At 70.5% G+C, this 25,904-nt stretch carries 29 protein-coding genes; 21 read left to right on the top strand and 8 right to left on the bottom strand.

All coding sequences use genetic code 11. The annotated features are described in order from the left end of the window. Positions 1-51: 51 nt before the first annotated feature. From ACZ60E_RS30260 to ACZ60E_RS30250, 3 genes are all read right to left on the bottom strand, one after another. Complete coding sequence (locus ACZ60E_RS30260) at positions 52-1,134, bottom strand: hypothetical protein (RefSeq protein ID WP_469444529.1); 1,083 nt, start codon at positions 1,132-1,134, stop codon at positions 52-54. After that, positions 1,131-1,799 (bottom strand): hypothetical protein, encoded by a 669-nt coding sequence (locus ACZ60E_RS30255; RefSeq protein ID WP_469444528.1) that lies wholly within the window; start codon positions 1,797-1,799, stop codon positions 1,131-1,133. Before ACZ60E_RS30255 ends, ACZ60E_RS30260 begins: the two co-directional genes overlap by 4 nt. Before the next feature lie 241 nt (positions 1,800-2,040). Then, a complete protein-coding gene (locus ACZ60E_RS30250; protein ID WP_469444526.1) occupies positions 2,041-2,418 on the bottom strand; it encodes a hypothetical protein in 378 nt (125 codons plus the stop codon). 348 nt (positions 2,419-2,766) lie between these two features. Between ACZ60E_RS30250 and ACZ60E_RS30245 the strand changes: the two genes are divergently transcribed. Together ACZ60E_RS30245 and ACZ60E_RS30240 are read left to right on the top strand one after the other, a co-directional pair. Continuing rightward, on the top strand, positions 2,767-3,048 hold the full coding sequence (locus ACZ60E_RS30245) for a winged helix-turn-helix domain-containing protein (protein WP_469444524.1): 282 nt from the start codon (positions 2,767-2,769) through the stop codon (positions 3,046-3,048). Positions 3,049-3,095: 47 nt separating this feature from the next. Beyond that, positions 3,096-4,499 (top strand): purple acid phosphatase family protein, encoded by a 1,404-nt coding sequence (locus ACZ60E_RS30240; protein WP_469444522.1) that lies wholly within the window; start codon positions 3,096-3,098, stop codon positions 4,497-4,499. Between the two features lie 23 nt (positions 4,500-4,522). Here ACZ60E_RS30240 and ACZ60E_RS30235 read toward each other — a convergent pair whose 3' ends face one another. Next, positions 4,523-5,509 carry a hypothetical protein gene (locus tag ACZ60E_RS30235; RefSeq protein ID WP_469444520.1) on the bottom strand — a complete coding sequence of 329 codons (987 nt, stop codon included), beginning with the start codon at positions 5,507-5,509 and terminating at the stop codon, positions 4,523-4,525. A gap of 197 nt (positions 5,510-5,706) precedes the next feature. Between ACZ60E_RS30235 and ACZ60E_RS30230 the strand changes: the two genes are divergently transcribed. The 4 genes from ACZ60E_RS30230 (at position 5,707) to ACZ60E_RS30215 (ending at position 7,809) form a co-directional block, all read left to right on the top strand. Beyond that, a complete protein-coding gene (locus tag ACZ60E_RS30230) occupies positions 5,707-6,354 on the top strand; it encodes a hypothetical protein (protein ID WP_469444518.1) in 648 nt (215 codons plus the stop codon). A gap of 64 nt (positions 6,355-6,418) precedes the next feature. After that, the gene (locus ACZ60E_RS30225) at positions 6,419-6,739 is read left to right on the top strand and encodes a hypothetical protein (protein WP_469444516.1); all 321 of its coding nucleotides are present in this window, start codon (positions 6,419-6,421) and stop codon (positions 6,737-6,739) included. Between the two features lie 4 nt (positions 6,740-6,743). Continuing rightward, entirely contained in the window at positions 6,744-7,265 is a 522-nt protein-coding gene (locus tag ACZ60E_RS30220) for a hypothetical protein (protein WP_469444514.1), read from the top strand. Positions 7,266-7,308: 43 nt separating this feature from the next. Beyond that, complete coding sequence (locus ACZ60E_RS30215; RefSeq protein ID WP_469444512.1) at positions 7,309-7,809, top strand: hypothetical protein; 501 nt, start codon at positions 7,309-7,311, stop codon at positions 7,807-7,809. Here ACZ60E_RS30215 and ACZ60E_RS30210 read toward each other — a convergent pair. Continuing rightward, the gene (locus tag ACZ60E_RS30210; RefSeq protein ID WP_469444510.1) at positions 7,806-8,774 is read right to left on the bottom strand and encodes a hypothetical protein; all 969 of its coding nucleotides are present in this window, start codon (positions 8,772-8,774) and stop codon (positions 7,806-7,808) included. The two genes, ACZ60E_RS30215 and ACZ60E_RS30210, sit on opposite strands and share 4 nt — an antisense overlap. Positions 8,775-9,259: 485 nt before the next feature. Between ACZ60E_RS30210 and ACZ60E_RS30205 the strand changes: the two genes are divergently transcribed. The 9 genes from ACZ60E_RS30205 (at position 9,260) to ACZ60E_RS30165 (ending at position 16,014) form a co-directional block, all read left to right on the top strand. Beyond that, positions 9,260-9,994: a hypothetical protein gene (locus tag ACZ60E_RS30205; RefSeq protein ID WP_453791406.1), complete on the top strand. Its 735-nt coding sequence runs from the start codon at positions 9,260-9,262 to the stop codon at positions 9,992-9,994. Between the two features lie 21 nt (positions 9,995-10,015). Beyond that, positions 10,016-10,897 (top strand): hypothetical protein, encoded by an 882-nt coding sequence (locus ACZ60E_RS30200; RefSeq protein ID WP_384806061.1) that lies wholly within the window; start codon positions 10,016-10,018, stop codon positions 10,895-10,897. A gap of 37 nt (positions 10,898-10,934) precedes the next feature. Next, positions 10,935-12,245: a CpaF family protein gene (locus ACZ60E_RS30195; protein WP_107020899.1), complete on the top strand. Its 1,311-nt coding sequence runs from the start codon at positions 10,935-10,937 to the stop codon at positions 12,243-12,245. An 88-nt stretch (positions 12,246-12,333) separates the two neighbouring features. Then, positions 12,334-13,317 carry a type II secretion system F family protein gene (locus ACZ60E_RS30190; protein WP_384806242.1) on the top strand — a complete coding sequence of 328 codons (984 nt, stop codon included), beginning with the start codon at positions 12,334-12,336 and terminating at the stop codon, positions 13,315-13,317. Beyond that, positions 13,314-14,246: a type II secretion system F family protein gene (locus ACZ60E_RS30185; protein ID WP_469444507.1), complete on the top strand. Its 933-nt coding sequence runs from the start codon at positions 13,314-13,316 to the stop codon at positions 14,244-14,246. Before ACZ60E_RS30190 ends, ACZ60E_RS30185 begins: the two co-directional genes overlap by 4 nt. Positions 14,247-14,326: 80 nt before the next feature. Then, a complete protein-coding gene (locus ACZ60E_RS30180; RefSeq protein ID WP_055509289.1) occupies positions 14,327-14,578 on the top strand; it encodes a hypothetical protein in 252 nt (83 codons plus the stop codon). A gap of 150 nt (positions 14,579-14,728) precedes the next feature. Continuing rightward, positions 14,729-15,109, top strand: coding sequence for a TadE family protein (locus ACZ60E_RS30175; RefSeq protein ID WP_385834719.1), 381 nt, complete (start codon positions 14,729-14,731; stop codon positions 15,107-15,109). Next, positions 15,110-15,544, top strand: a complete 435-nt coding sequence (locus ACZ60E_RS30170) for a TadE/TadG family type IV pilus assembly protein (protein ID WP_384806057.1) — start codon at positions 15,110-15,112, stop codon at positions 15,542-15,544. Then, positions 15,541-16,014, top strand: coding sequence for a pilus assembly protein TadG-related protein (locus tag ACZ60E_RS30165; protein WP_469444504.1), 474 nt, complete (start codon positions 15,541-15,543; stop codon positions 16,012-16,014). The genes ACZ60E_RS30170 and ACZ60E_RS30165 overlap by 4 nt, the downstream gene beginning before the upstream one ends. A gap of 64 nt (positions 16,015-16,078) precedes the next feature. Here ACZ60E_RS30165 and ACZ60E_RS30160 read toward each other — a convergent pair whose 3' ends face one another. After that, entirely contained in the window at positions 16,079-16,420 is a 342-nt protein-coding gene (locus tag ACZ60E_RS30160) for a hypothetical protein (RefSeq protein ID WP_469444502.1), read from the bottom strand. 398 nt (positions 16,421-16,818) lie between these two features. On the opposite strand from ACZ60E_RS30160, the gene ACZ60E_RS30155 reads away from it, so the two are divergent. The 4 genes from ACZ60E_RS30155 (at position 16,819) to ACZ60E_RS30140 (ending at position 22,347) form a co-directional block, all read left to right on the top strand. Next, positions 16,819-19,830 (top strand): BTAD domain-containing putative transcriptional regulator, encoded by a 3,012-nt coding sequence (locus ACZ60E_RS30155; protein WP_469444500.1) that lies wholly within the window; start codon positions 16,819-16,821, stop codon positions 19,828-19,830. Next, positions 19,827-20,585 (top strand): prepilin peptidase, encoded by a 759-nt coding sequence (locus ACZ60E_RS30150; RefSeq protein ID WP_469444498.1) that lies wholly within the window; start codon positions 19,827-19,829, stop codon positions 20,583-20,585. The genes ACZ60E_RS30155 and ACZ60E_RS30150 overlap by 4 nt, the downstream gene beginning before the upstream one ends. Before the next feature lie 71 nt (positions 20,586-20,656). Then, a complete protein-coding gene (gene mqnC / locus ACZ60E_RS30145; RefSeq protein ID WP_384806238.1) occupies positions 20,657-21,856 on the top strand; it encodes a cyclic dehypoxanthinyl futalosine synthase in 1,200 nt (399 codons plus the stop codon). Positions 21,857-21,882: 26 nt separating this feature from the next. Further along, a complete protein-coding gene (locus ACZ60E_RS30140; RefSeq protein WP_469444496.1) occupies positions 21,883-22,347 on the top strand; it encodes an imidazolonepropionase-like domain-containing protein in 465 nt (154 codons plus the stop codon). Positions 22,348-22,466: 119 nt separating this feature from the next. Here the strand turns inward: ACZ60E_RS30140 and ACZ60E_RS30135 are convergent, their stop codons facing one another. Beyond that, positions 22,467-22,847 carry a VOC family protein gene (locus ACZ60E_RS30135; RefSeq protein WP_384806045.1) on the bottom strand — a complete coding sequence of 127 codons (381 nt, stop codon included), beginning with the start codon at positions 22,845-22,847 and terminating at the stop codon, positions 22,467-22,469. A 109-nt stretch (positions 22,848-22,956) separates the two neighbouring features. Here ACZ60E_RS30135 and ACZ60E_RS30130 point away from each other — a divergent pair, with 109 nt between their 5' ends. After that, a complete protein-coding gene (locus tag ACZ60E_RS30130) occupies positions 22,957-23,919 on the top strand; it encodes a helix-turn-helix transcriptional regulator (protein ID WP_469444493.1) in 963 nt (320 codons plus the stop codon). A 201-nt stretch (positions 23,920-24,120) separates the two neighbouring features. Here the strand turns inward: ACZ60E_RS30130 and ACZ60E_RS30125 are convergent, their stop codons facing one another. After that, positions 24,121-25,158, bottom strand: a complete 1,038-nt coding sequence (locus ACZ60E_RS30125; protein ID WP_469444491.1) for a chitinase — start codon at positions 25,156-25,158, stop codon at positions 24,121-24,123. Between the two features lie 308 nt (positions 25,159-25,466). Here ACZ60E_RS30125 and ACZ60E_RS30120 point away from each other — a divergent pair, with 308 nt between their 5' ends. After that, positions 25,467-25,895 (top strand): hypothetical protein, encoded by a 429-nt coding sequence (locus ACZ60E_RS30120; RefSeq protein WP_384806039.1) that lies wholly within the window; start codon positions 25,467-25,469, stop codon positions 25,893-25,895. The last annotated feature ends 9 nt before the right edge of the window (positions 25,896-25,904 follow it).

Below are 25,904 nucleotides of genomic sequence, written 5' to 3'. Positions count from 1 at the left end.
ACTCATAGCCCTTCACAGCCACTCATGTGGGGGACGGACGGTGGAGGAGAGTCAGCGGTTCACCGACTGGATTTCCTCCACCGTGATGTTCTGCGTGGCCTCGATCGTGCCGTCGGGCATGCCGACCGCGCCCGCCTGGCCCGTGCCCGTCCAGCTGATCTCCCAGGTGAGGGCTGCCTTGAGGGGGAGTGTCTCGCCGCCGGAGGAGCGGCGGTAGATGATCCCGCAGGGCGGCGTCTCCCCGGCCTTGCCCTTGGCGTACGGCTCGCCGATCTTGCCGTCGACTATCGGGCAACCGCCGTTCGCGGGGATCGTCGTCGCGTCCGCCGTACCCGGGCTCAGCGTCAGCGACTTCGGCTTCGCCGTCGTGGTCGCCTGGATGTTGAAGCCGGGGACGTTGATCGCGGCTGTCGCCTGGACCTCGTCGAACACGGCTTCGTCCAGCCACGCCCACGTCGGCAGGTTCACCTTGGTGATCGCCTCGGGGGCCAGCGTCACCTTGGTGCCGGGCAGTTCCATGTGCTGGTACGCGAGTGCCGCCAGCATCTGCGGAGTGATCGCCTCCTCGTACTGCGGCGGCGGGGCCTCACCGTTGTCGACCCAGAAGGGGAGGTCGCTGCACGAGGTGCGCTTGAGGTAGTCCGGTTCGTTCGGGTTCTCGACGCCCGCCCAGAACATCCCCTCGCCGTCCTTGTCGACGTTGTAGTCCTTGTAGCCGGGGGTGTCGGTCCAGCCGTAGTCGTCCTCGTAGTGGCGTTGCATCTCACCGATGGCCGAGCCCGCGGTTCCTGTGATGTCGGGGTCGTTCTGCCACTTGTCGATGTCGCCGGACATCTTCTTCTTGAAGTCCTCGGCGCCCATGTAGGGGGCGTACCAGCAGGGCGGGGGTGTCCAGTTGACGTCGGCGGAGGCGACGTTTCCGGCGCCGCCGCTTTTGGTGACGGCGCCGGAGTACTGGACGCTGGCGGCGGCGTAGATGCCTTTACCGTCGCCGCCGCCCTTCTGTTCGGTGTTGGCGCCGGTGCCATCACCCGTCCCGTCCCCCGCGTGAGCCGGTGCCGAGAGGAAGAGGGTGCCGAGGGTCAGCGTCAGGGCAACAGTGCTGATGAGCGGCACACGCGATGCTGCGTTCACTGGCACTTCGCCGCCTTCTCCTCAACGAACACCTTGGATGCCTGCCACAGGCTGTCGCTGGTAGGAAACTGCACCATGATGATCCTGAAGTGGCTGAAGTCCTCGGGCGTTGGTTCGGTCTTTAGGACCTTCCCCGTTTTGACCTCTTTGCCGTAGAACTTGCTCGCATCCGAGCAGAATGCGACCTCCACGGACTTGCCGTTTGCGCTGGACCGGGTGGATACGTCGTAGTAACGCCGGGTGCCGGTGGACGTCCGTCCGCCGTCGAGTCTGTCGTTGATCTGGACTTGCGCGTAGTGGAGTCCGTCACCGGTGGAATACGTGGTCACAGCCGCTTCCTTGGCTGTGCGCTTGTCCACACCTCGGAAGATCGCGCGGACATAGTTCGCGGCATCATCCATAGCCGCCGCCTCGTTCTCCGCCTTCGGCTTCTCCCAGTCGAAGACCAGGTTCATGTCCTTGGGCAGGGACACGTCCACCCCGTCGGGACTGTCCTCTGCCGCACCCGCCGGCTCCGCCGACTTCGTCGGCTTCTTCGATTCCTGGTCGGCGCCCGCGATCTTGTCGTTGTCGCTGGACTTGTCGTCCCCGCCGCCGCACGCCGTGAGCAGCAGGGCTGCGGTCGCGGCGAGCGCGGCAGCAACGGGCAAAGATCGGCGCTTCACAGTGAACCCCCGTGAGATTTGGACACATTCAAGAGCCATGACGGTATCCGTGGGGTGCGCGCTTTCGCTACCGCGAACTTCCCTGCGCGGACGGTCGGACCTGGAGGAATCGGGGCAAGCCGATGGCGCAAGTGACCCGATCGTGTCTGAGTGCACAGCGGACCCGGACATGCCCCCGGATATGAACCCGCATGTGCCCCGGGCCCCGGGCGCCGACATGCGTCCGGGGCCCAAGGCCGCCTTAGTTCTGTTGCGCCGCGCCACGCTCCGGCGTCCGGCAGCGCGGGCACCCGCATGGTGGGTACGCCGATGTCTGCGGCAGTGGCGGGGGCAGCGGGCCGGAGCCTCCGCCGGTCCGGATCTCGACCCTGCTCCGCTCCCCGGTCACGGCGCCGCGCGCGTCGACCGTGTAGACCCGCAGGGTGAGGCGGGTGCCTGGGCGGCGGCGGGGTTGCGTGAGTTCCAGTACGTCCGTCATGGGCGGGTACTGGTCCGCGCACTCCGGGCACGCGTAGACGTTGAAACCGGGACCCGTCGCCGCGTGTACCTCGTGGACCAGTACCGGCTGGGCGGTCACCCGGTGGCAGCGGGCGCACATCCGCACCGCGGGGCGCGTCATCGGGCGGCCACCGGGACGCCGTGAACACCGTGTTCCGCCGCGCGGCGGCTGCGGACCGAGCTGAAACGGGGCGGGGGGACCGGGATGAACCGGAGCGGCGGGAGTGACCCCAGGCGGTGACGGCCGCTCGGGCGCGGGGTGCACAGGTTCAGCACCCGGGCGAGGAGGCGGAGAGTAAGGTCCAGCACGTTGACGCTCCTTTGAAGCGTTGGCCAAAGCCCCGGGACGGTTGCCGCCGTCGCCGGGGTATTTCGTGTCGTGAGCCTACATTGCTGCGCATGTCAGTGCATAGCAGTCTGCAGCTTTATGGCCATCACTGCAGCTCAGTGCTGTTTTACGGTGGTAGGTATGGCAGGAGAAACAGGCGATTCACCGATCGACCCCAACAAGATCGCGTACGTCTATATGCAGGTGGCGGACCACATCGCCGCCCAGATCGCGTCCGGGGAGCTGCAGCCGGGAGCGCGGCTGGCCGGGGAGCGGGACCTGGGCGCGGAGTACGGGGTGGCCTACCTGACGGCCCGCCGAGCTGTCCGCGAACTCCGCGAACGCGGACTGGTGGTCACCCTCCCCGCCAAGGGCACCTTCGTCGCGTACCCCGAGACGACAGGCGACGGCCAGGAGCCGTAAGGGAGCCGGAGGAGTTCGCGTTCACCGCACGTGGGCACAAAACAGGCATGCCATGCTGCCTCGCCGCCCCGCACGCCCTCCTTCGAACCCTCCTCCACTCCGCGGCCCGTCCCCCCGACGCCGTGTCCGCCGTCAATCTGGAACTGGTGACCCTCACCGAGGACCGGGCCGTCATCACCTGGTACACCGGTGCGGAGTCGGAGGGCGAGGTCGTCTACGGCACCCATCCCGCCCATCTGAACCGGACCGCCTCCGAGGGCCGCGACACCGCACATCACTACGTGGAGCTGACGGACCTCGAACCCGGCCAGACGTACTACTACCAGGCCCGTTCCCGCGGCTCCGCGGCCACACCCACCCCACTGCACCTGGTGAGCGGCAACGCCGTCGGCACCTCCCTCCACGGCTTCGGCACCCACGCGGGCCCGTACTCCTTCACCACGCCCCAACCCCCGCCCGGCCGCCACCTGTTGTCGATCGCCCTCTGCAACGACCTCCATCTCGGCGAGACCACCGCCGGACTGGTGACGGGCGTGCCGTTGATGCGCGGCATCTCCCAGCGGTTCGGCCTCGGCCCGTACCCGGAGATCATGGGCAGGGCGCTGGTGGAGGAGGCGCACAGGCGCGGCGCCCGCCATCTGCTGGCCGCGGGGGACATATCCGCCGGCGGGGCGCCGCGGGATCTGTCGGAGGCCCGGCGGCTGCTGGACGGATTCGGCACGCACGGGCAGGACTACTTCGTCGTACGCGGAAACCACGACCGGCGCGGTCGGCAGGATCTGCAAGAAGGGCGCGGGGACAACTTCCTGGACGCCTTCGCCGCCGACGGCGGGCCCGACGGGGAGGCCGCGTACTTCTCCCGAGACCTCGGCGGCCTGCGCGTCCTCGGGCTGGACACGTACGAGAAGAGAGGGAACGGGGCCGGGTCGGGCGGGCTCTCCGACGAGCAACTCGCCTGGTTCCGGGCCGATGTGCGGGCGCACAAGGACCAGCCCACGGTGGTCTTCGGGCACCACCCGCTGACCGTACGCAACTCGCCGTTCCCCGTGACCAGCGGCCAACGCCTCAACCGCCGCCAGGCCCGCGCGATCCTCGACACGTACGCCGCCGCCCCCGGCGTCTTCCTCCACCACGCGGGCCACACCCACCGCAACAAGCGCACGGTCCTCCCGCAGGCGCGGCACGTCACCCTGCAGGAGGTGGGCGCGGTGAAGGAGTACCCCGGAGGTTTCTGCCTGCTGCGGATCCACACGGGCGGCTACGCCCTCAACTACTACAAGGCGAGCAGCGCCCCGGCACGCGAATGGAGCGAACGCAGCCGCCGCGTGGCAGCGGGCCTGTGGCCGCAGTACGCACTCGGCCGCTCGGTCCGCGACCGCAACAGCGTCACGGTCCGAGACCTGTCGGGCATCACGCCGACGGCGGAGACGATCTCTGCTGCGCAGGGCTGACCGTCCAGGCCGAGGGCGTTGGCCTACCTCGGCGAACCGCCGAGCGCGGAGGGCGGGAAGTGGCGCAAGCTCCGCAACTCCTCCTGTCCGTCGGGCGAGTAGTCCTCCCAGTGGTACTTGACGGGCTCGACCTCAGTGCCTTCGGCGTCGATGAGTATGTCCCGCTCGGAGATACCGAAGAACCCGTGAGCGGTGCTCGGCGCGACCGCGGCCACCCGGTAGCAGCCGCACAGGTTCCGGGTGATCACCGGAGCTCCGGCATCCGGTGCCCGCGCGGCCACGAAAGCTTCGGCCGTGTCGCGCTGGGCCGGCGTGAGCGAGTCCAGCGGTACGAGGTCGGGCTGGTCGACGATGTGGCGGGTGAGGCCCTCGCGCTTGAAGCTGCTGAGCCGGCACCAGGAGCCGTCGGCGAAGACGATCTTCACGTCGTGGCTGCCCTTGAAGTTCCGTCGCTCGATCGTGCCGATGGCGGACAGCGGGGTCTCCCACAGCACCTCGTCCTCGACGGTTTCCGAGTCCCGCTCCTTGAAGGGCAGGCCCACGACGACCATACGGCGGTCGGTGACGATCGCGTGGGTGCGGTAGTGCTTCTGCTTGGCGCGACCCGGGTCCAGCTGCCAGGGGAGAGTGCGGGCGACGGTGCCGGGCGCCGCCCACATCACGGGGAAGTCGTCGATCTCGTCGGCACGGTCGTCGGTACGGTTCGAGCTTGGGCTCCGGTCCACGGTCAGTCCTCCGAAGGAGCTGATGACGCCCACGACGAGGTTGCCCAAGGTAAGCGCGACAGTTCTGAGAATGCCGAGCCCCAGCGCGCCGCCACCCGAACGGGCCGCGTACACCCGACCTGCGGGCCAGCCCGGCAGCTCGCTCTGGATGTCATTGCGCTCGGTGTCGCGGAACCACCGCATGCCTCTGACACGCATGGCGGCACCCGAGGCGAAGGTGACCGGGGTACGGGTCAGCAGGACTTCTCCCGGATCGGGCTGCCAGTAGTCCATCTCCGTGCGCACGCATCCTCAGGTTCGCGATCGACAATCCGGGGCCCCGGACCTCGCCTCACTCTGACACTTCGCCCGGTACGTCGCCGGGGCCGGGTCCGGACCGGCACGCGACCTCGTAGGCTCTCCCCGGGTCACGAACGTCAGTTTGCGTCGTGGCCTTCGCAGCCTTCTTGACCGTCATGCCCGACCGGGGGAGTACAGCCGACATGGCCCGCTACATGGAAACACTCACCATCGAGCGCGGTGGTTTTCGGATCAAGGTGCCGGAGTCGTGGTGGGAGTTCGACGTGCGGCCCGAGTCGCGGGGCGACTCGATCCGGCGCATGGTCGACGAACGCGTGCGGCAGCAGCCGGAGGTGCGCAAGTACAAGGACACGTACACCGCCTTCCTGCAGAAGGCCGCGGCGGACGCCTGGAAGTCGGGCGCGCTGTACTGCGGCTGCATGGCCGAGAGCTTCGGCGGTGACGTCCCGATCACCGGGTCGATCACGGTCTCCCTCGTCGGCGGGCGTACGAAGCTCGGCGAGCCCCTCTCCACCGACCCGCAGGTCATGGCGGCCCAGCTCGCCGTGCGCGAGGCCAAGAAGGAGGGCGACGCCTGGCGCAAGGTGACCACGGTCGACATCCCGGACGTGGGTCCGGCCGCGCGGACGTACGGCATCGAGGACATCCCCGTACCCGATGACGCCCTCAAGCGCACCATCCGTGCCGTGCTGATGCAAACGTTCATCCCCGTCCCGGGCCAGGAGGGCAAGGTCGCCCTCGTCGCCGGGAGCAGCCAGGTGCTCGACCTCGCCGACTCGTTCTTCGACATCTTCGACGCGATCACGTCGACGTTCCGCTTCGCGGAGTAGGGCGACCTCCGGCCGGCCTCGTGACCTTTTCACCGAACGCCCAGATCGATGTGGATCGGGGAACATGAACTCGGAAATCTTCGGCAGCCTTGTTCGGCGCGTAACGCAGGAAGACCCGCGGTTGCGTGAAAGGGCAGCCGATGAGGTCACTGACTGGGTGAACGGCTACTCGGAAGCCGAGGCTGTGACGCTTGCGACGCTGCTTTCAGCGAGTGCGGCCCTTGAAGCAGATGCCACCGTCCTTGAGGCTCAGCTCCACGCGATCGTGGAACTCACCTCTACGGGGCATGTGAAGGTGGGGCATCTCCACTATCTGCGTGAGATCGACTGTTCCAAAATTCCCACTTCTCTTGGGAAATATGTTGCAGATCTGCTTGAAGAGTAATGGGATGACGCGTGACTTGAGTGCCGAACTGAGTCGGATGTCCGACCTCGGCCAGCTCACCGGGCAGGCCGTCGAGTCGGTTCTCGTCGGTTGTGGCTGGGTGGGGGAGCGCAGGAATCCGGTGAAGGACTGGGCGACCACCTGGAGCCGTGATGACGCCGCCGCGTGGATTCAGGGTGACGGGCCGTCCGTGGAAGTGGAGTTCACGCTCTGGTCCCGCGAGGTCGAGGAGGAGCGGCTTGACCTCGATGCGTACATGGACGAGTTGTACGACGCCGCTGCCGCCGAACTGCCGTCCGTCGTGGATCAGTTGCGAGCCGGAGCGCTCGGGGCCCGGCTCGCAGCCTCCGACGAGGATCTGACTGGTGGCGCGGACTTCATCGAGCACACGGCGTGGAGGGTCGCGGACAAGGTCGTACTGGCCGGAGTGAAGCAGGACGACACGGATACCCCGGTGCAACTGGTCGTCGTGCTGCGCGAATACGGCACGGACGAAGGAGCCGACGACGAGGGTGAATGGCTCTGAGGCCCTTGCCGCGCCTGCCGTACCTGCCACGACTGATGCCGTCGTGACTGTCACCGATGAGTGGATCAGTGGATGGGCCAGGCGCATGGACGCGCTGTGCTCGACCTTCATGGAGCGGTTCGCGTCCGAGTTCGGCTACCCGCCGGACGAGAACCGCGTGACCCGCGCCGCGAGTTCCGCCACCGTGGAGGACCTACCCGATGATCTGGTCACCTTCTACCGTCGCGTGGAGCAGGTCAGCCTTCCGGACGTGGGCACGGGCCTTTTCGTCCACCCGGGAGGGTGGACGGTGGCCGGGATGCGTGGCGGCCTTCCGACGCGGATCGCCGGCTCGCGGGAGGACTCCGTCGTCGTCTTCGGGTCCGACGGCGGAGGGGCGTTGTTCGCGCTGAGTGCCACCGACGGGTCGACCGTGTACCGGCTGCCCCCTTCGAGGGTCGAGGGAGACGTCTACACGGCAGGAGCTGTCCCGCCCGAGGTCGTTGCCCCGGATCTGGCGGGCTTTCTGTCGCTTCTCGAACGCGAACTGGCGACCATGATCTAGGTCCTGCCCGCGGTGCCCTGGTCGTCACCCCGCTCCCGCGCAGCCTCCTCCTCCAGCAATCCCCTCAGCGGCGCGGAGAGTTCCGGCACGGGTGTGCCCGTCGACTGGGCCGTGGTGAGGGCTCGTACGTACTCCAGGGCTGCATCCCGCAGGCGTTGGCGTTCGCGGCCCTGTTTCGCTCCTGCCAGCCAGGTCGTCAGTGCGAGGGCGGTGGCGAGGGCGGCGGCCAGGTAGCCGGCGGGGTTCGTCTCCGAGTACGCCCAGGCCGCGCCGCCGATCGCCGCGAGCAGCAGGAGGCAGCCCGTCTCGTCGTGCCAGCCGCCCTCGTCCGCCATCGCCTCGTACGCCGTGACCGCCGCGGGCTTCGTGGGCACGGCCGCGGGCACCGGAGGGGTACCCGGCACCGTGACCGGCGGTGTCACCCTTTCGGCTGGTTGGGCGGACGGCCCCTCGGCGGGCAACGGCTCCACCTCCCCGTACACCGGAATCGGTACCGTCTCCCGGTCCCCGCTCAGCGGGCGGCCCACCAGCCAGCGTGGGACGTGCGTCACCGGGACGCCGTGTGCTCGCGCCAGGCCCAGGACGTGGCGGTAGCCCGTCAGTCTCGGGTGCAGCAGTTCGCGCTTCCAGCGGCGTCGTACGTAGGTCAGGCATGCCACGGCCGTCACGAGCAGGGGGCCCGCCGGGGCGTACGCCAGCTCCGGGCGGCCGTCGAAGGCCGGTACCGCCGAGCCCGCGAAGGGCCATACGACAGCCGCGACCAGGGCCAGCGCGCCGAGCCACATCAGGGGGCCGTGTTCCGCGGCGGCCACCGTGCGCCGGTGGCGTTCCAGCAGGGCCGTCGTGGCCGCGTCGTCCATGTAGTCGAAGTCGATGCCCGGGCGGGTGCCGACGTCGCGTACGGAGGCGAGGAGCCTGGGGTCCGTGGACAGGGCCGCACCACTCACGGGCAGAAGTCCCGTCACCGCACACCAACTCCCCGTCACCGGCGGCCGTCCGCCGTCCGTCCGTGCCGTCCACCCATGGCTGAAGATCGTCCCACGGCCCCCGCACGCCTCCCGTGAGCATGTCGTGCAGGGACGATGGACACAGCGTGACCGGGGCCCGGCGGGGCGGGGGCGGATGATTCGCTGGTGCACAGCGGCGGTCCGGGCCGCGACCCCGTGCGCAGCACCTTCCGTGACCTGGAACCGAACGCCTCGCATTGCGCGTGGATAACGTCGTGGTGGTTGAGGTTCGCGGTCGTGGTCGTGCCTTGAGGGGCTTATGTGCTGCTGATACGGTGCGGTGACTTGACACTCGTTCCGGCCATGGCTATTCGGCAGCGTTTCGACGGTTATCCGACCAGGTCGGGCGGTACGCCCGGTGCGGGCCCAGTGCTCGAAGTGCGTCAAGTGTGCCAAGTGTCCTGAATGACGAAAACCTTCTTGGGTGTACGGGGAGCGGTTGCGTGAAGATCCAAGAGCGTACGGGGGCGGGCAACAACCGTTCCTCCGCGCCGGTTCAGCCGACGATGGGGGAGCGCCTTCCCTCGCCGCCTCGCGAGCGCAAACCGGCACTGGCCGCGCTCGCGGTGCTGCTGATCCTCGTGGGTGCGCTCGGGGCGACCATGCTCGTACTGCGCGCCGGTGAACGTATCGAGGTCGTCAAGGTGACCGGCGACATCCAGGCCGGTGAGTCCGTCGGCGACAAGGTGAAAGCGGTGCTGGTGGCCGACGACGCCGGGATCAACTACGTCAAGTGGAACCAGCTGAAGACCCTCAAGGGGCTCAAGGCCAAGTCCACGATCTACTCGGGCACCCTCGTCATCGGCCAGATGTTCGGCACCGAGGCCAGCGTCCCGGCCGGCAAGGCCGTGGTCGGTCTCTCCCTCAAGGAGGGGCAGTACCCCGAGGGCATCGAGGTCGGTGACCTCGTGGCCGCCTACCAGGTCGGCAACAACGCCTCCTCGAACTCGGGCTCGGACGACAAGACGGGGACCGGGGCCACGGGTTCCACCGGCTCCGCCGACGCTCCGATCGTCGAGGACGCCCGCGTCACCAAGGTGCCGAGCGGCAGCGGCGACAGCACCATCAGCAGCACCAACCAGCGCGTCACCGTGACCGTCGACGAGAGCGACGCCGCCGCGCTGACCCGCGCCGCCGCGGCGAACGCGGTCGCCCTCGTCAAGGTCCCCGGCAACTAGCGGCGGAGAGTCACACACACCATGGCCCTCATCGCCCTCGCCGCGGACAAAGGCTCCCCCGGCGTCACCACGACCGCCGTCGCCCTCGCGGCGGTCTGGCCGCGCCGCGTGCTGCTCGCCGAGACCGACCCGGCCGGCGGCGACCTCGTGTACCGCAGTGCCGCGGCGCACGGCGGACCGCTGAACCCCAACACCGGCATGCTGTCCATAGCCGCCACGGCCCGCCGCGGCCTCGTACCGGACCAGATCTGGGACCACGTACAGCCGTTGAGCGGTGGGCTCGACGTGCTCGTCGGGCTCGCGCACGCCGAGCAGGCGGCCGGGCTCGCCGGTCTGTGGCCCACCCTCGGCCGCGCCTTCGCGCAGCTCGCCGACTCCGAGCACGCGCCCGCCGACGTCATCGCGGACTGCGGGCGGATCAGCGGGGAGTCCCCGGCCGTCGAGATGTTCGCGCAGGCCGCACTCGTCCTGCTGGTGTCGCGCACCGAGCCGGAGGCCATCGCGCGCGTCCGCGACCGGGCCGCCGCGCTCACCACCAAGCTGCACGGCGGACCGCGTGGCGCGGGAGCGCTCGGCACGCCCCTCATCGGCGTCGTGCTGATCACCGACCCGGGCGACTCCGCGAAGATCGTCCGCCAGGTCGACGACATGCTGATGGCCTCGCAGACCGGCGCCCGCGTGGTCGGCACGATCGCCGCGGACCCCACGGGCGCCGACCAGTTGGCCGGCCGCAGGCGCGGACGGCTCGACAAGTCGCTGCTCATCCGCTCGGCGCGCAAGGTGACCTCGGACCTCTACCAGCAGTTCGGCGCGGCCTGGTCCGTACCGACGGCCGGCGGGCCCGGCGGTCCTGGTGGGCCCGGTGGCCCGGGCGGTCGGCCGACCGCCGGAGCCGGCCGATGACCGTGGCTGACACGCACAGGGCGACGGGGGACGGCCGATGACCGCTGTCGACCATCAGCTCGTCAAGCGGTTCCGGCAGGACGCCGGTGACCGGATCGCCGAGCAGCGCCGCCTCGACCAGGTCTCCGGCGTCACGCCGATGTCCAACGAGGACGAGCGGCAGTACGCCCGCGCGGTCATCGCCCAGATCCTGGAGGACTACGCCCGTACGGAGATCAACTCCGGGCGTACGCCGCTGGACGCCGAGACGGAGGAGCAGTACGCGGCCGCCGTGCACGCCGCGCTCTTCGGGGTCGGCCGCCTGCAGCCCCTGCTGGACAACCCCGACGTCGAGAACATCGACATCAATGGGTACGACCAGGTCTTCGTCGGCTACGCCAACGGCGAGGAGGTCAGGGCCGATCCGGTCGCCGAGACCGACGAGGAACTGATCGAGCTGATCCAGATCCTCGGCGCGTACTCGGGTCTGTCCTCCCGGCCCTTCGACTCCGCGAACCCGCAGCTCGACCTGCGGCTGCCGGACGGTTCGCGACTGTCCGCCGTCATGGACGTCACCCGCAGACCCGCGCTGTCCATCCGCCGTGCCCGCATGGGCAAGGTCTTCATGTCGGACCTCGTCGGCAACGGCACGCTCACCCCCGAGGTCGGGCACTTCCTCGCCTGCGCGGTCCGGGCCCGCAAGAACATCATGATCGCGGGCGCCACCAACGCCGGAAAGACGACGCTCCTGCGCGCGCTCGCCAACGAGATCCCCCCGCAGGAACGCCTCATCACCGTCGAACGCGCCCTGGAACTGGGCCTCGACACCTTCGCCGATCTGCACCCGAACGTCGTCGCGTTCGAGGAGCGGCTGCCCAACTCCGAGGGCCAGGGCATGATCTCCATGGCCGAACTGGTCCGGCGGTCGCTGCGTATGAACCCCTCGCGCGTCATCGTCGGCGAGGTCCTCGGCGACGAGATCGTGACCATGCTGAACGCGATGTCGCAGGGCAACGACGGTTCGCTGTCCACGATCCACGCCAACAGCTCCCACGAGGTGTTCAACCGCATCTCCACGTACGCGCTCCAGGCCACCGAACGCCTGCCCATCGAGGCCAGCCAGATGCTCGTCGCGGGCGCCGTGAACTTCGTCGTCTTCGTCCAGCGGCGCAACAACTTCGAGTCGGGCGGCCGGCTCCAGCGCGTGGTCACCTCCATCCGCGAGGTCAACGGCGTCGACGGCCGCGTCCTGTCCAGCGAGGTGTTCGCCGAGACACCGGACGGCCGGGTCCTGCCGCACGCGCCGATCTCCTGCCTCGAAGACCTGATCCAGTACGGCTATCGCCTGCCCGGCGGGAACTGGGGGTGACCTGATCATGCAAGAACCGACCATGACACCGGCCATGACCACGGGGCGGCCGGGCATGACGCTGGCCGCTCTCGACTCGCTCGGCTCCATGGGCGGACTGTTCTCCACGACGGTCCTGTACGCGCTCGCGTGCGGGATCGCGGTGGGCGGCGGCCTCGCCCTGCTCGCCGTCGCGGTCCGCGGCCTGCCCGCCAAGCCCGAGCACGAGAAGCAGAAGGCGAGCGAACGGGCCTCCGAGCTCGTACGGTTCGCCGGCCGGCGCGGTTCGATCGCCGCCATCGCCGGCATCGTCGTCCTGCTGCTCACCCGGTGGGCCGTCGCCGGCATCGCGACCGCCGTCCTCGTCTTCTTCTGGGACAAGCTCTTCGGCGGCGCCTCCGAGGAGAAGGCCGCCATGAAGCGCGTGGAGGCCCTCGCCTCCTGGACCGAGTCGCTGCGCGACACCATCGCGGGCGCCGTCGGCCTCGAACAGGCCATCCCCGCCTCCGCCCGCGCCTCCGCGCCGGTCCTGCGCCCGCACCTCGACGCCCTCGTCGACCGGCTGCGCTCCCGTACGCCGCTGCCCGAAGCCCTGCAGCAGCTCGCCGACGAGATCGACGACGCGTCCGCCGACATCATCGTGGCCGCGCTGATCCTCAACGCGCGGCTGCGCGGCCCGGGTCTGCGCCAGGTCCTCGGCGCGCTCGCCAAGTCGGCGCGCGAAGAGGTCGACATGCGCCAGCGCGTGATGGCCCAGCGCGCCTCGACCCGCCGCTCGGTGCAGATCGTCGTGGCCGTGTCGATCGCCTTCGTGCTCGGCCTGTCCATCTTCAACCGCGAGTTCGTCGAGCCGTACGGAACGGCCGTCGGCCAGCTCGTACTCGCGTGTGTCTGCGGTCTGTTCGCGCTCGGTTTCTGGTGGCTGCGCAAGCTGTCGACGATCGAGACGCCCGAGCGGTTCCTGGTGCGGGACGAGTCGGCGGTCCAGTTCGTCCGCCCCCGTACCGCTCCGGGGTCCCCGGCACCGGCCCACGCACCGTCCCCGCAGCAGTCGCTGCCGCTGTCGTCGCCGGAGGAGGGGGTACGCCGATGAACTCGACCCTGACCCTGCCCGTCCTGGTCGGTGCCGTCCTGGGCCTGGGCCTCTACGTCCTGGTCCGCGCCCTGATGCCCGCCAAGCGCAGCGCGGTCGCCCAGGTCGCCCGCATCGACGCGATGAGGGCACGGGGAGCGGCGTACGAGTCCGCGCACCGCACCTCGGACGTCGACGGCGGACGGCTCGGCAGCGTACGGGCCCGGGTCGGGCAGCGTGTCGCCGAGCTGTACCTGCAGCAGGGCTGGGAACAGCGCTCGCTGCGGGCCGACCTGGCCGTGCTCGATCGCAGCTGGGAGAACTTCCTCGCGACGAAGGTGCTGCTGGGGGCCGCGGGGGTGTTCTTCGGGCCGCTCATGTTCGCGGTGGTCTGGACGCTCGGCTTCGGCCGCAGCCCCGCCATCCCGGTCTGGCTGGCCCTGCTCTTCGCCATCGTCTTCTTCTTCCTGCCGGACCTCGAAGTGCGGCGGGACGCGGCCGAGAAGCGGCGCGACCTGCGGCGCGTGATCGGCGCGTACCTCGACCTGGTGTCGATGAGCCTGGCGGGCGGCCGGGGTCTGCCCGAGGCGCTCATGGCGGCGGCCGAGGTCTCCGACGGCTGGGCCACGCAGCGCATCCGCAACGCGCTCGCCGACGCCCGGATCACCGGCATCAGCCAGTGGCAGGCCCTCGGGTCGCTGGGGGAGGAGATCGGCGTCGAGGAGCTGAAGGACCTGTCGGCCTCCCTGGCGCTGGTCGCGGACGACGGCGCGAAGGTGCGCGAGTCGCTCGCCTCGCGCGCCGAGACGATGCGGCACCGCGAACTCGCCGAGATCGAGGGCAGCGCCGGCGAGAAGTCGCAGTCGATGCTCGTGGCGCAGCTGCTGCTCTGCGCCGGTTTCCTGGTCTTCCTGATCTTCCCGGCGGCGATGCGTGTGTTCCAGGTCTGAGCCCGGCAACCGCTTCCGCGACAACTGCATCCGTGAACTGCCCTGCACTGTCTTGAACTGTTTCGAGAGGACAACTCACCATGAACGGACGGAACTACAGCACCGGGATCCCGGGGGTGGACTTCCTGATCACCTTCCTCCAGGGCCGGGTGCAGCGCGCCCGCTCCGGCGAACTCGACCGCGGTGCGTCCGCGGTGGAGTGGGTCATCATCTCGGCGGTCGTCGTGGCGATCGTCGGCGTGGTCGCCGCGATCATCAACGCCGCGCTCAGCGACGGCGCCAACAAGGTCGGCGACTGCATCAAGGGCGCGGACGCGGGCAGCACCTGCTGATCGGGCCGGCCCTGGGAAAAGGGCCGGCTCCGCGGCTTCCGCAGCCGCTTTCTCCCTCTCACGTACACGGGGTTGCTGGTGAGCGCACGACGCCTGGTCCGCTGGGTACGCCGCCGGGTGGAGGCCGCCTCCGCCCGGGGCGACTCCGGCATGACCGCGATCGAGTTCGTGCTGCTCACGCCGGTCCTCTTCTTCATGATCTTCGCGACCGTGCAGTTCGCGCTGTACTTCTTCGCCGACCACGTGGCGCAGGCGGCGGCCCAGGCCGGTGCGCGCAAGGCCCGTGCCACGGCGGACGAGTCACCGGGCGCGTGGCGCGGCGAGGCGCGGGACGTCGTGGACAGCTACATCGCGCAGCTCGGACCGCAGCTGGTGCTCGGACCGGACGTGAAGACGCTCCAGCCGGACCCGGACTCGGTCGGGGTGGAGATCACGGCGAAGGTGCCGTCGGTGTTCCCCGGGCTGGATCTGACCGTGCACGCGCAGTCGGTGGGGCCGGTGGAGCGGTTCGTCGAGGATGACGGGAACTAGATGCGCGCAGTGGTGAGGCGACTGCTTTCGCGCGGCGCCGACCTCGGTGACCGGGGGCTGTCCACCGTGGAGGTGGTGATCCTCGCTCCGGTGATGATCCTCTTCATCCTGGTGCTGGTGGCCTTCGGGCAACTGGTGGACGGGCGCGGGGCACTGGACGGGGCGGCCAGGGACGCGGCCCGCTCCGGTTCGCTCCAGCGCGACCAGGGTTCCGCGATGGCGGAGGCGCAGAAGGCCGCGGACGCCGATCTGGCGGACGTCTGCGCCGGTCCGGTGACGGTGACCAAGACCAGCGCCGGTTTCGAGGACGCGGACCTCTTCACGGTGGAGGTCAGCTGCGAGGTGCGGGGGCTGGCGATGCTGGGTCTGGACGTACCGACCCGCCTTGAGGCGTCGTTCACCTCGCCGCTGGATCCCTTCAAGAGGAAGGCGTGACGGTGCGCGTGAAGGACACCTTCGCTGCGTGGGCGGCGGCGCGGCGCGAGCGCCTCGACGACCGGGGGTCGGGCGCCGGCGCGGTGATCATCTTCGCGCTCGTGTTCCTGTCCCTGTCGGCGTTCGTCATCGACGGCGGCCTGTCCATCTCCAAGCGCGAACGGGCCGCCGACATCGCGGAACAGGCCGCCCGTTACGCGGCCCAGGACGTCGACCTCGACGCGCTGTACGAGAACCAGGGCGGCGGCGCCCCGATCCTCTTCGAGAACTGCGGCGCCCGCGTGAAGGCCTTCGCCCAGGAGATGGGCATGACCGGCGCCGACATAGCCGCCACGAACTGCGTCGCCGCGAACGCCGACCAGGTGGAGGTCGAGGTCCAGCTCACCTACTCACCGGTCTTCACAGGCATGTTCTACGGCGGCGACGTGACGGTCCGGGGGCGGGCCGTGGCGGAGAACGAGGTGGGGTGACCCGACGGGGGTGACCCCCGTCGGGGGTGCCCGCCGGGTCGGCGGGCGGCGCCCCGGAGGGCGGCTACTCGCCGCCGTCCTTCTTGGCGCCCTTGCCGCCCTTGTCGTCGGACTTCACACCCTCGGAGACCTGCTTCGCCAGGTCGTCGTCGAGCTTCTTGAACTCGCGCACGATCGCCTCGGACATCTGGGCCAGGGCGTCTAGCTGCTGGTTGATGTCCTCGCGGCCGTCCTCCCAGTTGGACTCGAAGTCCTCCAGCTTGTCGTAGACGCCGCCGTCGCCGATGTCGTCCTTGTAGGACGCGAAGAGCTTCTTGGTGTGGTTCATCCGCGTCTTGATGTCACGCAGCCGGGTGCCGTAGTCCTCCAGCTCACTGAGCGGCAGCGCGAGGTCGGGCTTTCCCATGAGCGATCCCCCTGTCGTGTCCGTGCCTCGGCTGTCGTGTCCGTGCCTCGGCGACATGCGTCCGTGCACCGTCTGACGCCTGCGCACGATCCGACGCCTGTGCACGAGGTGATGCCCGTGCACGATCCGACTATACGAAGCGGAGGCGCACCGGCTCCGGGGGATTGTGTGGGGATCGTGAGGGGTGCACCCGTGGCAGGTGCGAAGCCGTACCGATTCGGGTGGTGTCGGGCAGCCGGCCGACCGGGCGAATCGGGCTTAGGCGGCAGATGGTGACGAACCCGTCGGGGTGGAGGCTCGCCCCCTCTCCTTACCCTTCGACAGGCTCAATGCGATCTAAGTAGGCTCAGCACACCCCCGTTCTCCCTCCCTTCCCACACGACATCAGGACACCCGCCATGGCGCGACGTACCACTTCCAACTCGCCGGGAAGCTCGCCGGGCTCGGCGGGCTCGCCGGGTCCGAGGAATCGGACGCCGCAGCCCCTGCCCCGGCGCAGCCGCACGGTGGGGGACTTCGTCAAGGCGTTCCTCGCCTTCGTCGCCCTGCTCGTGCTGCTCGTCGGCGTGCCCGGCGCGCTCGCCGTCCAGATCGGCTGGCCGCTGCCCTCGGGTGCGCCGACGACGGAGTGGCTCCAGCAGGAGATCACCGTCGACACGTTCATCAACGTGCTGACCGTGGTCGTCTGGCTGGCGTGGGCCCAGTTCACGGCCTGCGTGCTCGTCGAGATGAAGGCCGCGCTGTCCGGTGTCGGACTGCCCAACCGCGTGCCCGGGGCCGGCCCGAGCCAGCTCCTCGCGCGCCAGCTCGTCGCCGCGCTGCTGCTGGTCGGCGCCGCCGCGGCGAGCTTCACACCGGGTCTTTCGCAGCTGGGCCAGCAGTTGGAGGGCAACCAGCGGCCCGCCGTCGCCGCGGCGGCCCAGCAGACCCCGGGCGGGCTGCTGGCACAGCAGCAGGCGCAGACCGCCGCGAGCGCCGCCGCACTGGCCGAGCAGGCCGCCGACGCCGCCGCGCACGCGGAGGGCGCAGGCGCCCGCGCGTCCGAGGACGCCACGAAGTTCTACCGGATCCAGCCGCCCGAGGGCCGCCATCACGACTCCCTCTGGGAGGTCGCGGAACGCCACCTCGGTGACGGACGCCGGTACAAGGAGATCTACCAGCTCAACAAGGACCGTGCACAGCCCGACGGTTCGAAGCTCTCCGAGGCCAGCCTCATCCGGCCCGGCTGGATCATGGAGATGCCCGGTGACGCCCGCGGCGGCGAACTGGTCGAGATGCCCGACGAGGCCCCGAAGGTCTCGCCGGACGTCCAGCGGCAGATCTCCGACTACGCCAGGACGGGCGGCGCGCAGGAGCAGGACGGGCAGGGCGCGGGACAGGAGGGCGCCGGCCGGCAGGGCGGCGGGTCCGGTGCGCAGGACCGCGACACCGCGCACATCAGTCTTCCCGAGCAGCGTCCCGGTCAGGGGACCGCGCAGGGCGGGCAGGAGCATGCCGCGCCCGCCGCCGGTGAGGGCAGCGGGTTCGGGCTGCCGCAGGCCCTCCTCGGCGCGCCCCTCCTCGCCGCGGGTCTCCTCGGCGCCCTCGGCCGGCGCCGCCGTCAGGCGCTGTGGCAGTCCGCGCTCGGTGCCGTCGGCGGGCGCCGCGGCATGGAGCCGCCCACGCCCACCGGCGCCGCCGCCGACGCGCAGGACGCGCTGCTGGTGGGGGCCGACCCCGAGGGCGTACGCCTGCTCGACCGGTCGCTGCGCGGGCTCGCCGCGTCGCTCGCGGGGGAGTCCCGTCCGCTGCCGACCGTGTACGCGGCCTGGATGAGCGGCAACGGCGATCTGCACCTCCAGCTCGCCCAGCCGGCGGGCAAGCCGCCCACGCCGTGGCAGCTCGGACAGGACCAGACGTTCTGGATGCTGGCCCGCGCCGACGCCGAGCGGTACGAGGAGGTGGACACGGCCGCCCCGTACCCCGGGCTCGTCAGCCTCGGCTCGATGGACGACTCGCGGCTGCTGCTCAACCTGGAGTCGGTGCCCGGCATCGTCTCGCTGAGCGGCCGCGAGCAGGACCGTGCGGGCGTCTTCGCCTCCGTGGCCGCCGAGTTGGCGACCAACGGCTGGTCCGACCGCATGACCATCACCCTCGTCGGCTTCGGCGAGGACCTGACGCCGCTCGCCCCCAACCGGCTCCGCCACCTCGACGACATCGAGGCGCTCGTGGAGACCATGGAGGCCGAGACGCGGCAGCGGCGCGGCGCGCTGGGTGCGGCCGGTCACGACTCGGTGCTCACCGGGCGTACGGGCCCTGCCCAGCACACCCGTTGGGCCCCGCACCTCGTGCTGCTCGCCGCCGAACCGTCCGCCGAGGACGCCGTCACGCTCGCCGAACTCGCCGCCGACGCCAGCCGGCTGGGCATCGGCTACCTCGTCGGCACCCGGTCGGGCGACCTGCCCGGCGCCGCCTGGGAGATGGAGATCACCAGCGAGGGCAAGCTCCTCGCGCCGCTCCTCGGCCTCGAACTCGACGCACAGCTCCTGCCGGTGTCCCAACAGCGCGCCGTCGTCGAGCTGTTCACCGACGCCGACCCCGAGCGGGACGACGACCGGCCGGCCACCACCCCGCCGTTCCTCGTCGACATCAGCGAACAGGGGCGTCCGGCGGTCTACGCGCGGCTCGTCGGCCCGTACGAGATCATCGGTCTGGAGACGCCGGACGGTGAGCGCAGTCCGCTGCTCCACGAGGCGCTGGCGCTGCTGCTCCTGCACCGCGAGGGCGTGCACCCGCGGGTGCTGTCCTCCGCGCTCTGGCCGCGCGGGGTCACGGACGACGTCCGGGACGCGCTCGTCGAGCGGCTGCGCGACTGGCTCGGCAACGACCCGGACGGCACACCGCGGCTCGCCGCCGACGCGACCGGGCGGCTCAAGCTCGCCAAGTCCGTCGTGTCCGACCTGGACGTCCTGCGCTCGCTCTACCACGAGGCCACCCAGGGCCGGGGCGCCGGCAGCCGTGCGGTGCGCGGCCGGCTGCTCACCGACGCGCTGGTGCTCGTACGGGGTCCGCTGCTGGCCGAGCGGCCCGAGGGGCGGTACGGCTGGCTCACCCACGAGATCATCGACGCCCAACTGCCGCTGCTGGTCGCGGACATCGGCCTCGCCCTCTCCGCGTTCCACCTGGAGAAGGACCGCGCCGAGAAGGCCATCGAGGCACTGGACGCGGCGCTGGGCTCCGCGCCCGGCGACGAGCGGCTGTGGCACGAGCTGCTGCGGGCCACGCACGCGACCGGCGACAGCGACCGGCTGAAGCGGCGCGCGGCGGACCTCGTCGCCCGCAGTGGCGCGCGCGGGCTGCCGCCGCGGACCGAGGCGCTCCTCGACGAACTGCTGCCGACCTGGCGCAGCGGCGTCGCCGCCGCGGGATGAACAGCCTCGCGCCGGTCGACCTGATGGTGATCGTCGGCGCCGTCCTGTGGGGCGGCGCCGCCGGTCTGTTCGTGCCCCGCCCCGCGTACCGCTTCTCCGTCGACCCCGACGAGCCCTGGGCGGACCGGTGTCCGCAGGGGCACCGGATCGACGGCCGGGCCGGCGGCGGCTGGGCCGGCCCGGCACGCTGCCGGGAGTGCGGGGGGCGTGCGTACGGGCCCGGCACCCTCCCCGTCGCCCTCGCCACCGCGCTCGTGTGCGGTGCCCTCGCCGCGGCCACCGGTACCCGGCCCGAGCTGGCCGTCTGGCTGCTGCTCGCGCCCCTCGGCGTACTCCTCGCCGTCGTGGACTTCCGCGTCCAGCGCCTGCCGGACGTACTGACGCTGCCCCTCGCGGGCGCCGCCCTGGTCCTGCTCGCGGGCGCCTGGGCCGCCCCCGAGCGCGCGGGCGACTGGCCGACCGCGCTGTACGGCTCCCTCGCCCTCGGCGGCGGCTACTTCGTCCTCTTCCTGATCAGCCCCGACGGCATGGGCTTCGGCGATGTGAAACTCGCCCTCGGCCTCGGCGCCGTCCTCGGCTGGTACGGCTGGGGGACCGTGCTGCTCGGCACGTTCGCGGGGTTCCTGTTCGGCGGCCTGTACGGGATGGGGCTGGTCGTCGCGCGCCGGGCCGGACGCAGGACGTCCATCCCCTTCGGCCCCTTCCTGATAGCGGGCGCTTTCGTGGGCCTGCTCATCGGGGCCTTCGCCGCCTGACGTCGAGTGATCGTTCGGGCTGGCGTACGCTGGATCAGTCCGTCCACACCCCTATGAAAGGGACCGCTCCGGTGACCGAGAAGGCCGACCTCCAGTCCGTCCTCGACCGTGCCGCCGAGGGTGGGCGGATCACCCCGGAAGAGGCGCTCGACCTCTACCGCGACGCCCCGCTGCACGCGCTCGGCTCCGCCGCCGACGCCGTACGCCGCCGCCGGTACGCCGGTACGGAGCACATCGCGACGTACATCATCGAGCGGAACATCAACTACACGAACGTCTGCGTCACGGCGTGCAAGTTCTGCGCGTTCTACGCCCCGCCGAAGGCCAAGGACAAGGGCTGGACGCGCGACCTCGACGACATCCTGCGCCGCTGCGCGGAGACCGTCGAGCTGGGCGGCACGCAGATCATGTTCCAGGGCGGGCACCACCCGGACTTCGGTGTCGAGTACTACGAGGAGCACTTCTCCGCGATCAAGGCCGCGTACCCGCAGCTCGTCATCCACAGCCTGGGGGCGAGCGAGGTCGAGCACATGGCCCGCATCTCCAAGGTCAGCGCCGAGGAGGCGATCCGGCGCATTCACGCCGCCGGGCTCGACTCCTTCGCCGGCGCCGGTGCCGAACTGCTGCCCGCGCGGCCCCGCAAGGCCATCGCCCCGCTCAAGGAGAGCGGCGAGCGCTGGCTGGAGATCATGGAGATCGCGCACAACCTGGGCGTGGAGTCCACGTCCACCATGCTCATGGGCACCGGCGAGACCAACGCCGAGCGCATCGAGCACCTGCGGATGATCCGTGACGTACAGGACCGGACGGGCGGCTTCCGCGCCTTCATCCCGTACACGTACCAGCCCGAGAACAACCACCTCAAGGGCCGTACGCAGGCCACGCTCTTCGAGTACCTGCGGATCATCGCCATCGCGCGGCTGTTCATGGACAACGTGGCCCACATCCAGGGTTCCTGGCTCACCACCGGCAAGGAGGTCGGCCAGCTGTCGCTGCACTACGGCGCGGACGACCTCGGCTCGATCATGCTGGAGGAGAACGTCGTCTCCTCCGCCGGCGCCAAGCACCGCTCCAACCGCATGGAGATCATCGACCTGATCCGCAAGGCGGGGCGGGTGCCGGCGCAGCGGGCGACGACGTACGAGCACCTCGTCGTCCACGACGACCCGGCGAACGACCCCGTCGACGACCGGGTCCAGTCGCACATCTCGTCGACCGCGATCGAGGGCGGGACCGCCCACCCCGAGCTGAAGCTGCTCGCCTCCAACTAGGCCTGCGGCGGAGGGGGTTCGGGCCGGTGGCGCTGACCATTCACGCGGCGGACGAACTGCGGCACAGCTGGGACGACTCCGGCCCCGGCCCCGGTTCCGTCGAGGGCGGGGCCGTTGCGGTGGACGGGGACCGGGTCGCCGCGACGGGCGTCCTGGCGGAGCTGCGGGAGCGGTTTCCGGATGCCCGCGTGCGGGTGTGGCCCGGGGTGCTCGGGCCCGGCCTGATTCATCGGGGACCGATCCCGGACGCACCGACGCCTCGCGAACGCGTGCACGCCCTGCTGAAGTCGGGGGCGGTGGCCGTGCTGGCCGAGTACGCGGATGCGGCCGGGTTGCGGGCTGCGGCCGCGCGCAACGATGTCGTGGTCCTCGCCCAGGTCGGCCCCGCGGTGATCGTCGAGGCGGGGCGGGCCGATCTCGCGGTCTTCGGCGAGGACGGGACGTGTCTGGCGACGGTGTGCGCGGGGCGGCTTGTGCATCGTCGCCGTTAGCACGGCCGGTGCGGTTGGCTCCGCCGGGCTTGTGGGTTGTCGGGTGCGGGTGCGTCGTGGCTGGTCGCGCAGTTCCCCGCGCCCCTAAAGGCACAAAGACTGCGCCGTTCCCCGCGCCCCTAGGCGGCCTCTGTCGGCGGGGTGAAGAAGTTGATGAGGTTGCCGTCCGGGTCTCGGAGCAGGAGTGAGCGGTTGCCCCAGGGCATCGTCGTGGGCTCCGTCACGAAGTCGGTGACGTACCCGGTCAGGTTCTTGTGGACGGCGTCCACGTCGTCGACCAGGAACTCGGTGATCACGCTGTGGTTCTCCGCCGGGCGGGCCGAGCCCGGGGCGAACAGCGGAACCGTGCGGGTGCTCGCGATGGCGAGGGTGGCGTTCGGGGTGCCGAGTTCGGCGAAGTCGTCGTTGGCCCAGGCCGCTGTCAGCCCCGTGACCCGCTCGTAGAACGCGACGAGCCGGGCGACATCGCCGGTGATGATGCGGATCGAGACGAAGTTCATGGGGCTCTCCTCGGGTGCGCTGCACGGCTGCCGCGTTCGGCTGCCGTGTCCCGCAGGCTAGGACAGATAGAGGACACTTTCGGTCCGGTATCGGCACTAGGCTGCGAACATGCCCAAACCCGCCGGCCGCGTACTGACCCTCCTGGAACTGCTGCAGTCCGGCGGCACCCGGACCGTGGCCGAACTGGCCGAGCGGCTCGGCGTCGACGGACGGACCGTGCGGCGGTACGTGGGTCAGCTGATCGACCTCGACGTGCCCGTGGAGTCGGTGCGCGGCCGGTACGGCGGCTACCGGCTGGGCCCCGGATACCGTCTCCCGCCGCTCATGCTCAGCGACGACGAGGCGCTGGCCGTGCTGCTCGGCCTGGTCGCCGGCCGTCGGACCGGGCTGGTGACGGCGGGGCACACGGCGAGCGAGACGGCGTCGGCGAAGATCCGCCGGGTGCTGCCCAAGCAGGTGGCCCGCCGGCTCGACGTACTCCTGGACTCGCTGGCCTTCACGGATCAGCCCGGTGGGTTCGACACCCCGGACGCCGACGTCCTGCTCACCCTCGCCGACGCGGTGAGCCACTGCCGGCCGGTCGCGATGAGATACACCGGCGGCGACGGCCGGCGCAGCGAACGCACGCTGCACGCCTACGGGATCGTCGCCCACGCGGGCCGGTGGTACGTCACCGGGCAGGACGCGGGGAGCGGTGAGGACCGTACGTTCCGGCTCGACCGCATCGCGGACGCGCGGACGCTGCCCGGGTCGTTCGCACCACCCGAGGGACTCGACCCGGCCCAGCGGGTGGTGACGGGCTTCGCGACGGCCGAGTACCGCTACGAGGTGGCCCTGCGGATCCAGGGGACGCCCGAACAGATCCGCGCCCGCCTCCCCGCGAGCGTCGCCACCCTGGAGGAGGCCGACGAGGGCTGGCTGCGCGTGCGGCTCCGGGCGGAGCACCTCGACTGGCTCCCCCCGGTCCTGGCCTCCCTCGACCGCCCGTTCGTCATCGAGACCCCCGAAGAACTACGCACCCTGACCACCACATTCGCCACCCGCCTGACCTCCTACGCCAACCACCCCTGACCCAAGGGGCGCAGCCCTGAAGGGGCGCGGGGAACGGCGCAATCTTCGGCCTTCCGCCGTCAAGGGCGCGGGGAACGGCGCAGTCTTTGTGTTTTTAGGGGCGCGGGGCTGTGTCGATATGCGGCTCCGCCGCGTGCGCGCGACCAGCCACAGCGAACCCGCACCCGAAGAACCACGCCCAGCCGCCCCAGGAACCCAGGTTCACCCCGAGAACGCCTCGGCGAACGCCCCGGCCTCCTGCTCCACCCCGCTGCAATTCGTCGCCGCGTCGTCCGAGGCCGCATCGTCCCCTTCACACCGCTGGTCCCGGAACGTCGACCACATCGACACCCACGCAACCCCCTTCTCCTCCGCGAACGCCCGCACCTCCGCCGCGTCCGCCAAGGAGAACGTCTCGTTGTCCACGTCGTTCACACCCAGCATCGACGTCAGGGCGAGCCCCTTCCACGCCCCGGAGTCCGACAGCCCGAAGACCTTCTCCAACTGGTCGTGGGCCGCCTGCGCCGACGTCTTCGCGTAGTCGCCCATGTCCTCGTCGTACGAACTGCCGTAGTTCATGGTCATGATGTTGACCGTGGAGACCACGACGCCGTTGTCGTTGGCGGACTCCAGCAGCGCCACGCTGTCGTCGTCGAGCCCGGACGGCATGACGGGCAGCGTGAAGGTCACCGACAGATCCGTGCGCTCCTTCTGCAGCAGCGCGATCGCCTCGGAGCGCAGCGCCACCGAGTCGGAGTCGGCCAACTGCGTGCCCTCGACGTCGAAGTCCGCCTCCGTCGCCCCGGCCGCGTCGAGCGCCTTCCCGTACGCGGCGGCCAGCGCCGACGCGCTGTCACAGGTCGAGGCCAGCTCCTTCCCGGACGCCCCGCCGAAGGAGACCCGCACGGCCGAGCCCGACTCCGTCAGCGCCGAGATACGGGATTTCACCGCCGAGTCGCCGATCGCGGTCGTCCCGTTCCAGGAAGGCGTACAGGCGCTGCCGTCCGCGATGACGAAGGCGAGGTTGTACGTGGAGGGGGAGCCGGCCGAGTCGTTGTCGGAGGCGGTGGTGGCGCTGACGTACGGGGCGTAGGCGGTGCCAGAGGAGTCGCCGGACGCACTCCCGGAGGGTGACGCGCTGTTCTGCGGACGGCTCGTGGAATCCGGGCCGGAGGAGTCGTCCGTCCCCGAGGAACACCCCGCGGTGGCCAGGGCGATGACACAGGCGAGCCCGGCAGCCGGCTTCAGGAAAGTCCTCATCGCGCGTGCTCCCACTCTCGTGATTCTCGTCTCAGGATGGAAACAAACCGCGTTTCCGAAGTGAAAATGTCTCACGGACGGCCCCGCTCCACGAAGACAGCATATTCAGGGGAACCGCACGGAAACCGCCCGGCAAACAGGGCCAACCGGACATGAATATAGGGACATTGGGCACCTTCTCGGCGCCCGCCGCCCTGTCCGGCGATCAAGGATTCTCTCAGGGAAAAGACAGACTCGGTCGTTTCTCATGGCCGTCTCACAACAGAATCAGAGTTTCGGACACATAAAGGCTCCCTAATATCCGGGGAATGCATTCCGAGCCTGCCATCGAATCCCGCGCCGCCGTGCGCGGCCGCCGCCGCAAACGCGGCAACGGGCCTGAGGACGGTCCCGTGTTCGTTGACAACTCCGGTCGCAGGGCCAGGCTTCTGCGCCGGATCGGCACCCTCCTCGGTGTCGTCTGTATCGGGTACGCGGTCGTGCTCGGCATGGCGTTCATGGGGTGGGGCCCCTCGCTCACCCCGTCCTCGCTGCTGCCCTTCGGGGACGGCGGTCCGAACGGCAGTCAGAACTCCGGACCCGGCGGCGGGCTCCAGCCGCAGGGCGGTACCGGCAGCCCGCCCGCGCGGCCCACCGGCGCCCCGCCCTCGGGCGTCGCGACCGGCGCGGCACCCACCGCCGCCCCGACGGCGTCCGTCTCCGCCCCGTCCGCGTCCGCCTCCGCGGCCGCCAACTGACCGGAACGG

It is taken from the genome of Streptomyces sp. NPDC102514, from assembly GCF_055584525.1.
Note: the sequence above shows the minus strand (reverse complement) of the source record. Positions and strands in the feature narration are given on the sequence as shown.

Bases quoted from the DNA above. Each gene is read 5' to 3' on its own strand.
- ACZ60E_RS30250 (WP_469444526.1), bottom strand. From the start codon at position 2,418: ATGACGCGCCCCGCGGTGCGGATGTGCGCCCGCTGCCACCGGGTGACC.
- ACZ60E_RS30245 (WP_469444524.1), top strand. From the start codon at position 2,767: ATGGCAGGAGAAACAGGCGATTCACCGATCGACCCCAACAAGATCGCG.
- ACZ60E_RS30240 (WP_469444522.1), top strand. From the start codon at position 3,096: ATGCCATGCTGCCTCGCCGCCCCGCACGCCCTCCTTCGAACCCTCCTC.
- ACZ60E_RS30230 (WP_469444518.1), top strand. From the start codon at position 5,707: ATGGCCCGCTACATGGAAACACTCACCATCGAGCGCGGTGGTTTTCGG.
- ACZ60E_RS30225 (WP_469444516.1), top strand. From the start codon at position 6,419: ATGAACTCGGAAATCTTCGGCAGCCTTGTTCGGCGCGTAACGCAGGAA.
- ACZ60E_RS30220 (WP_469444514.1), top strand. From the start codon at position 6,744: ATGACGCGTGACTTGAGTGCCGAACTGAGTCGGATGTCCGACCTCGGC.
- ACZ60E_RS30200 (WP_384806061.1), top strand. From the start codon at position 10,016: ATGGCCCTCATCGCCCTCGCCGCGGACAAAGGCTCCCCCGGCGTCACC.
- ACZ60E_RS30195 (WP_107020899.1), top strand. From the start codon at position 10,935: ATGACCGCTGTCGACCATCAGCTCGTCAAGCGGTTCCGGCAGGACGCC.
- ACZ60E_RS30190 (WP_384806242.1), top strand. From the start codon at position 12,334: ATGGGCGGACTGTTCTCCACGACGGTCCTGTACGCGCTCGCGTGCGGG.
- ACZ60E_RS30185 (WP_469444507.1), top strand. From the start codon at position 13,314: ATGAACTCGACCCTGACCCTGCCCGTCCTGGTCGGTGCCGTCCTGGGC.
- ACZ60E_RS30180 (WP_055509289.1), top strand. From the start codon at position 14,327: ATGAACGGACGGAACTACAGCACCGGGATCCCGGGGGTGGACTTCCTG.
- ACZ60E_RS30175 (WP_385834719.1), top strand. From the start codon at position 14,729: ATGACCGCGATCGAGTTCGTGCTGCTCACGCCGGTCCTCTTCTTCATG.
- ACZ60E_RS30170 (WP_384806057.1), top strand. From the start codon at position 15,110: ATGCGCGCAGTGGTGAGGCGACTGCTTTCGCGCGGCGCCGACCTCGGT.
- ACZ60E_RS30160 (WP_469444502.1), bottom strand. From the start codon at position 16,420: ATGGGAAAGCCCGACCTCGCGCTGCCGCTCAGTGAGCTGGAGGACTAC.
- ACZ60E_RS30155 (WP_469444500.1), top strand. From the start codon at position 16,819: ATGGCGCGACGTACCACTTCCAACTCGCCGGGAAGCTCGCCGGGCTCG.
- ACZ60E_RS30150 (WP_469444498.1), top strand. From the start codon at position 19,827: ATGAACAGCCTCGCGCCGGTCGACCTGATGGTGATCGTCGGCGCCGTC.
- ACZ60E_RS30135 (WP_384806045.1), bottom strand. From the start codon at position 22,847: ATGAACTTCGTCTCGATCCGCATCATCACCGGCGATGTCGCCCGGCTC.
- ACZ60E_RS30130 (WP_469444493.1), top strand. From the start codon at position 22,957: ATGCCCAAACCCGCCGGCCGCGTACTGACCCTCCTGGAACTGCTGCAG.
- ACZ60E_RS30125 (WP_469444491.1), bottom strand. From the start codon at position 25,158: ATGAGGACTTTCCTGAAGCCGGCTGCCGGGCTCGCCTGTGTCATCGCC.
- ACZ60E_RS30120 (WP_384806039.1), top strand. From the start codon at position 25,467: ATGCATTCCGAGCCTGCCATCGAATCCCGCGCCGCCGTGCGCGGCCGC.